A 6453-nucleotide genomic window follows, 5' to 3' on the forward strand; every position below is an offset into this window, starting at 1 on the left:
GCGAGATGAGCGTCGTGACGCCCGCGGGCCGGGCCACGTGCGAGGTCCGAGAGGCCGCCGCGGTGCTCGCCGCGGGTGGGACCGTCGCGGCGGGGGAGGACTCGCCCTCATCGGGAACGACGACGACGTCGCCGCCCTCGACCGCAGCGGGCTCGGGCTCGGCGACCGTGTTCGTCTCGGTCGTCTCCGTTGCCGTGGCCTCCGGGGAGGCGGTCGCCGTGTCGGCCATCTCTGTGGGCGATTCCGTGGCAGCCGTCTCGGTGGTGGCCGGGGTCGTGGCGGGCGTGAACTTCTCGTAGTAGAAGTGCGTCACCTGCAGACCCTCGGCGTCCAGGTGGCCGCGCACCGCCTCGACCATCGGCGGCGGACCGCACAGGTAGATGTCGGCGGTCCCGTCGTGCAGGTGCTCGGGCGTGATCAGGCCCGTCACATACCCGCTGTTGGGGTGAACGGTGTCCGGATCCGAGACGACCAGGTCCCAGGTCATGCCGGGCATGCGGGTCGTGTACTCGTCGAGCAGGTCCGTGTACACCACGTCGGTGTCCAGGGAGGTGCCGTAGATCAGGTGGATCGGGCGCCCGGAGGTGCCGGCCGCCGCGAGGGTCTCCAGGATCGACAGGACCGGGGCCAGGCCGGTGCCGCCGGCGAGCAGCAACAGCGGACGCTCGGACTCGCGCAGGAAGAACGAGCCCATCGGCCCGGTCAGCTCCAGACGGTCACCCACGGCGCAGTGCTGCGCGAGGTACTCCGACATCGCGCCACCGGCGGCGTACTTGATGAGGAAGGACAGGTGGTTCGCGTCGGCGCCGGTGGAGAACGAGTACGAGCGGGTCTGGTCGGTGCCGGGTACCGCGATGTTCACGTACTGGCCCGGCAGGAACGCCAGGGCCGCGCGGTCATCCAGTTCCACGGTCAGCGCGAATGCGCCCTCGGCTAGGCGCTCGACGGAGGTCACCGTGGCCGGGTGTGCGGCCGCCGCGGTCTTGGCCACGTCCGAGGTGGTGGGGATCTGGACCACCAGGTCGGACTGCGGGACCATCTGGCACGGCAGGCAGTAGCCGGCGTCGGCCTCGTCGTCGGTGAGGGCGTCGTCGATGTAGTCGCCGCCGTCGAACGTGCCCGACTCGCAGAGCGATTTACACGTGCCGCACGCTCCGTCGCGGCAGTCGAGCGGGATGTTGATGCGCGCCTTGTAGGAGGCGTCGGCGACGGTTTCGGTGGGGCCGCAGTTGATGAACCGCGTCACCCCGTCCTCGAAACTCAGCGCAACCTTGAAGGTCATATCAGGTCTCCTCACACCATGTAGACGTCGACGATGTGATGGATGTAGTCGTTCTTGAGCACGACCTTCTTGTAGGTGATCAGCGGCGTCTCGCCGGTCACGTCGAGCGTGTAGAAGGACGTGCCGAAGTACTGGTCCGTGGTGTTGTAGCGGAAGTACGAGGACAGCCAGTTGAAGCGGATGTCCACCTCGCCGGGGCGGCGCTCGAGCACCTCGATGTTGCTGATGAGGTGATTCGTGCGGGGCTCGGGCAGGGACGTGGCCGACGAGCGCTCGGTGCGGATGCGGAACACGCGGTCCTCGATGCCGGCCCGGTTGGGGTAGAAGATCAGGCTGATCTCCGAGTACGGGTCGGTGGTGAGCTCGCCGTTGTCGTCCCAGGCGGGCATCCAGTACATCGCGTCCTCGCGGTAGCACTCGATCCACTGCTCGAACTGGCGGTCGTCCAGGAGTCGGGCCTCGCGGAACAGGAAGGCGGAGATCTCGTCGACCGAGATCGACGCCGTCACGGGTGCGGACATGGTCTGTCCTTTCTTGCTTGAAGTGTGGGGGTGGCGGGGATCAGGCGTCGGCGGAGACCGAGGCGCGCGGGGCGTCGCCCTTGGCCTCGGCGGCTGCTTCCTCCGCCTCGAGGGCGCGCCGCATGGTCTCCAGCCAGTAGCCGTGCTGGATCGGGTACAGGCCCTCGTCCTCGGTCTTGGCGCCGGAGGACAGCACGTTGGTCATGCCCAGGCCGCGGGCCGTCTCGTCGGGGCCATTGAGCTGGTGTGTGCTGCCGCGGGTCATGTCGTTCCACGGCGCCGCCTCGGCGAGGTAGGTCTTCTGACAGGAGCGGAACTCCTCCAGGTCGTCCGGGGTGGCCATGCCGGTGGCGTTGAAGAAGTCCTCGTACTGGCGGATGCGGGCGGCGCGGGCCTCGGCGCTCTCGCCCTTGGGGGCGATGCAGTAGATGGTGACCTCGGTCTGGTCCACGGAGATCGGCTTGAAGTGCCGGATCTGGCTGGAGAACTGGTCCATCAGGTAGACGTTCGGGTAGAGGCACAGGTTGCGCGAGGCGCCCACCATGAACTCGGCCTTCTTCGTGCCGATCTGGTCGGCCAGCTCCTGGCGACGCTCCCACAGGGGGCGGTCCTCCGGGTTGCCCCACCACATCCACAGCAGCAGGTGGCCGTGGTCGAAGGACCAGTAGCCGCCACCCTGCTTGCCCCAGGTGCCGGCGTCCATCGCCTTGGTCTCGTTCTTGGACTCACCCGATCCACGGCGGGCGGTGGTGGCGGCGTAGTTCCAGTGGGTGGCGGAGACGTGGTAGCCGTCCGCGCCGTTCTCGGCCTGCAGCTTCCAGTTGCCGTCGTAGGTGTAGGTGGACGAGCCACGCAGCACCTCCAGGCCCTCGGGGGACTGGTCGACCATCATGTCGATGATCGTCCGGCTGTCTCCCAGGTGCTCTTCGATCGGCAGCACGTCGGGGTTGAGGCTGCCGAACAGGAAGCCGCGGTAGTTGGCGAACTTGGCCACGCGACGCAGGTCGTGCGATCCGTCCTTGTTGAACTGTTCCGGGTAGCCGGCGTCGCGGGGGTCCTTGACCTTGAGCAACTCGCCGGAGTTGGAGAACGTCCAGCCGTGGAACGGGCACGTCAGCGTGGTGCGGTTGTCGGTCTTGCGGCGGCACAGCATCGCTCCGCGGTGTGAGCACGCGTTGATCAGCAGGTTGAGCTCGCCGTCCTTGCCGCGGGTGATCACCACGGGCTGGCGGCCGATGTCGGTGGTGAAGTAGTCGCCCACCTCCGGGATCTGGCTCTCGTGGGCCAGGTACACCCAGTTGCCCTCGAAGATGTGCTTCATCTCGAGCTCGAAGATCTCCTCGTCCGTGAAGATCCGACGGTTCGCTCGGACGATGCCCTCCTCGGGGCGGTCCTCGAGCGCGGTGTCCAGGGTGTGCTGCAGGTGGTCGAGTCGATCCGACATCGAATTCTCCTCGCGGGGTCGGGGCCGGCCGATGGCGGCCTGTTGCCGGTGTCACACCACCGTGCCCTACTGTGTGCCCGGTCACACTAGGGCACTGCCTAGTCACGCCTAGGTGCCGGGCGTTCGCCATGCGAACAAGCGCGCCGCCTCCGTACTTCCACCTGCGGAAACGTTCTTTAACGGTTCGCCATGCGCACATTCACGCCTCTACAGATGCAGAATCCGTGATTGACGACACACAATCGGAGGGTGCACAGTGTGGTCATCGGCCGAACCGGAACACCGCCGAAGCAGGCAGGTTCCGCCGGCCCGATCCAGTCATCCCGACCAGATCAGTCCCCTCCACACCATCAGGGAGCGTCATGTCCACCACCGCAGTCCCCACCGCCGCCGGTTCCGGCAACGCCGCCACCGACAAGTTCAAGGGCAACCGTGTCACCTGTGACACCTCAACCGAGCGCGCTGCCGCCATCTACAAGGACGTCCTCGCCAAGCTCGGTGAGGTCATCTTCGAGCACGAGGTCACCTACGACGAGTACCGCGTCCTCAAGCAGTGGCTCATCGACGTGGGCGAGGGTGGCGAGTGGCCGCTGTGGCTCGATGTGTTCCTCGAGCACTTCATCGAGGATTCGAACAGCCGCATCTTCAACGGCACCATGGGCTCGATCGAGGGCCCCTACTACGTGCCGGACGCCCCGAACCTCGGTTCCAAGGCAAAGATGCCGATGCGTGAGGACGAGAAGGGCACCGCCCTGATCTTCAAGGGCCAGGTCCGCGACCTGGACGGCAAGGGCATCGAGGGCGCGTCCGTCGAGCTCTGGCACGCCGACTCGGACGGCTACTACTCGCAGTTCGACGACGGCCTGGGCATTCCCGAGTGGAACCTGCGCGCCACCTTCTCCACGGATGCCGACGGCAACTACGAGATCGAGACCATCCAGCCGGCCCCCTACCAGATCCCGCACGACGGCCCGACCGGCGAGTTCATCGCCAGCTACGGCGGCCACCCGTGGCGCCCCGCCCACCTGCACCTGAAGGTGACGGCCCCGGGCAAGCGTCTGATCACCACGCAGCTGTACTTCCAGGGTGGCCAGTGGGTCGACGATGACGTCGCCGGCGCCGTCAAGCCCGAGCTGATCCTCGACCCGAAGCCGGGTGCCGAGGGCATCGACGAGGTCGTCTACGACTTCGTCCTGGACCCGGTCTCGGACAAGCGCTACGTCGCCTGAGACACCCCATGCGAGTAACCGCGCCGTACCCCGCGCGGTGACCATCACCATCGTCCGCCCCGGCCGCCACGAGCGGCCGGGGCGCCGGTGCTAGACCCCAGGACAGAGGCTTGATCATGACCAACCTGACCATTCGTTCCGTCGAGACCCGAATCCTCGACGTGCCGCTCATCCGGCCCCACAAGTTCGCCACCTCCACCGCCACCGCCCAGTCGGTGCTGCTGGTGTCGGTCACGACCGAGGACGGCGTGGTGGGGCACGGCGAGGGCGTCACCCCGGGCGGCCCCTGGTGGGGCGGCGAGTCCGCGGAGACCATGCAGATCCTCGTGGAGAAGTACCTGGCCCCCGTCGCGATCGGTCGCCGCGTGGACGAGGTCCCCGCCGTGCTCGACGCCATGGAAGGGGTGGTCTCGCGCGGCCGGTTCGCCAAGGCCGCGCTGGAGATCGCGATGTTCGACGCCTGGGCCCGCGCCCTCGACGTCCCGCTGCGTTCCCTCCTCGGCGGTGCCGCTCGCGACTCGATCGAGTGCACCTGGGCCCTGGGCGCCATGCCGCTGGACGAGATGGTCGACGAGATCACCGGCCTGCTGGACTCGGACCGCCACCGCAGCTTCAAGCTCAAGATGGGTGCCCTCGACCCGGCCGAGGACGTGGCCCGGATCGCCGCGCTGGCCGAGCGGCTGGACGGACGGGCCAGCCTGCGGGTGGACATCAACGCCCGCTGGGACCGGCTCACCGCCAACATGTACCTGCCCGGGCTCGTGGAGGCGGGGATCGAGCTCATCGAGCAGCCCACCCCCACCGAGCAGATCGAAGTGCTCGCCGAGCTCAACCAGACCCTGCCCGTGCAGTTCATGGCGGATGAGTCCGTGCAGTCCCCGCACGACGCCCTCGAGGTGGTCCGCCGGGACGCTGCCGGCGTGATCGCGGTCAAGACCACCAAGCTCGGCGGCCTGACCCGCAGCAAGGAGGTCGTGGCGATCGCCCGCGCCGCCGGTGTGGCCTGCCACGCCGCCACGTCGCTCGAGGGCCCCATCGGCACGGCGGCGTCTCTGCACCTGGCGTGCGCCGAGCCCGGGTTCAACTACGGCTCCGAACTGTTCGGTCCGCTGCTCATGGCCGAGTCGTACGTCACCGAGCCGATCCGCTACGAGTCCGGCCGGGTCTTCCTGCCCGAGGGCCCCGGCACCGGCCTCGAGCTGGACCACGACGCCGTCGAGCGCTTCACCCGCCGCTGAACCCGAACCGCCCCCACACGAAGGAGAGCCCCATGGCCCTGTTCCACGTCCGCATGGACGTCAACATCCCCCACGACCTCGACCCCGAGGTCCGCGCCGAGACCGTCGCCCGCGAGAAGGCCTACAGCCAGGAGCTGCAGCGCTCCGGCAAGTGGCGTGAGCTCTGGCGCATCGTCGGCCAGTACTCCAACATCAGCATCTTCGACGTGGAGTCGGCCGACGAGCTGCACGAGATCCTCCAGGGCCTGCCCCTGTTCCCGTACATGGACATGGAGGTCATGGCGCTGACCCGCCACCCCTCGCGCATCGACGACTGACAGCGCCGACTCGGCCCGCGCCCCGGTATCTCCCGGGTCGCGGGCCGAGTGCTGTGCGCAGAGCGTCCCGCACCCCGGTAGCCGCCCGGGCAGACGATGACGATGCCCGCACCCCCTGAGAGGAGGTGCGGGCCTCGTCGTTGTCGTCGTCGATCTCGTCGCGGACCGTGGGCCCCTGCCGGGGCGTCACACGGCGCGAACGCGGATCACACGCGCTCGAACACCGCCGCCAGGCCCTGGCCGCCGCCGATGCACATGGTCTCCAGGCCCCACTGGGCGTCGCGCCGCACCATCTCGCGCGACAGCGTGGCGAGCATGCGGGCGCCGGTCGCGCCGACGGGGTGGCCGAGCGAGATGCCGGAGCCGTGCGGGTTGAGGTGCTCGGAGGCGGGGTCGATGTCCCACTCGCGCATGACGGACAG

Annotated in this window: 6 protein-coding genes and 1 pseudogene; 3 read left to right on the top strand and 4 right to left on the bottom strand. The window is 68.4% G+C overall.

What is annotated here, in order from left to right:
- From benC to benA, 3 genes are all read right to left on the bottom strand, one after another.
- Positions 1 to 1282 (bottom strand): benzoate 1,2-dioxygenase electron transfer component BenC (benC, locus tag G6016_RS09315; protein WP_182632397.1); only part of this gene is annotated, 1282 nt, incomplete at its 3' end.
- Positions 1283 to 1293: 11 nt separating this feature from the next.
- The gene (gene benB, locus G6016_RS09320) at positions 1294 to 1803 is read right to left on the bottom strand and encodes a benzoate 1,2-dioxygenase small subunit (RefSeq protein WP_182632398.1); all 510 of its coding nucleotides are present in this window, start codon (positions 1801 to 1803) and stop codon (positions 1294 to 1296) included.
- A 40-nt stretch (positions 1804 to 1843) separates the two neighbouring features.
- A complete protein-coding gene (gene benA / locus G6016_RS09325; protein WP_182632399.1) occupies positions 1844 to 3247 on the bottom strand; it encodes a benzoate 1,2-dioxygenase large subunit in 1404 nt (467 codons plus the stop codon).
- Positions 3248 to 3609: 362 nt separating this feature from the next.
- Between benA and catA the strand changes: the two genes are divergently transcribed.
- The 3 genes from catA (at position 3610) to catC (ending at position 6031) form a co-directional block, all read left to right on the top strand.
- The gene (gene catA / locus G6016_RS09330; RefSeq protein WP_182632400.1) at positions 3610 to 4476 is read left to right on the top strand and encodes a catechol 1,2-dioxygenase; all 867 of its coding nucleotides are present in this window, start codon (positions 3610 to 3612) and stop codon (positions 4474 to 4476) included.
- A 116-nt stretch (positions 4477 to 4592) separates the two neighbouring features.
- Entirely contained in the window at positions 4593 to 5714 is a 1122-nt protein-coding gene (locus tag G6016_RS09335; RefSeq protein WP_182632401.1) for a muconate/chloromuconate family cycloisomerase, read from the top strand.
- A gap of 32 nt (positions 5715 to 5746) precedes the next feature.
- Positions 5747 to 6031, top strand: coding sequence for a muconolactone Delta-isomerase (gene catC / locus G6016_RS09340; protein WP_182632402.1), 285 nt, complete (start codon positions 5747 to 5749; stop codon positions 6029 to 6031).
- 206 nt (positions 6032 to 6237) lie between these two features.
- On the opposite strand, the pseudogene G6016_RS09345 reads toward catC, so the two are convergent.
- Positions 6238 to 6453, bottom strand: a pseudogene (locus G6016_RS09345) (acetyl-CoA C-acyltransferase); the annotation flags it as partial.

It is taken from the genome of Dietzia aerolata (assembly GCF_014144865.1).
Classification (GTDB): Bacteria; Actinomycetota; Actinomycetes; order Mycobacteriales; family Mycobacteriaceae; genus Dietzia; species Dietzia aerolata.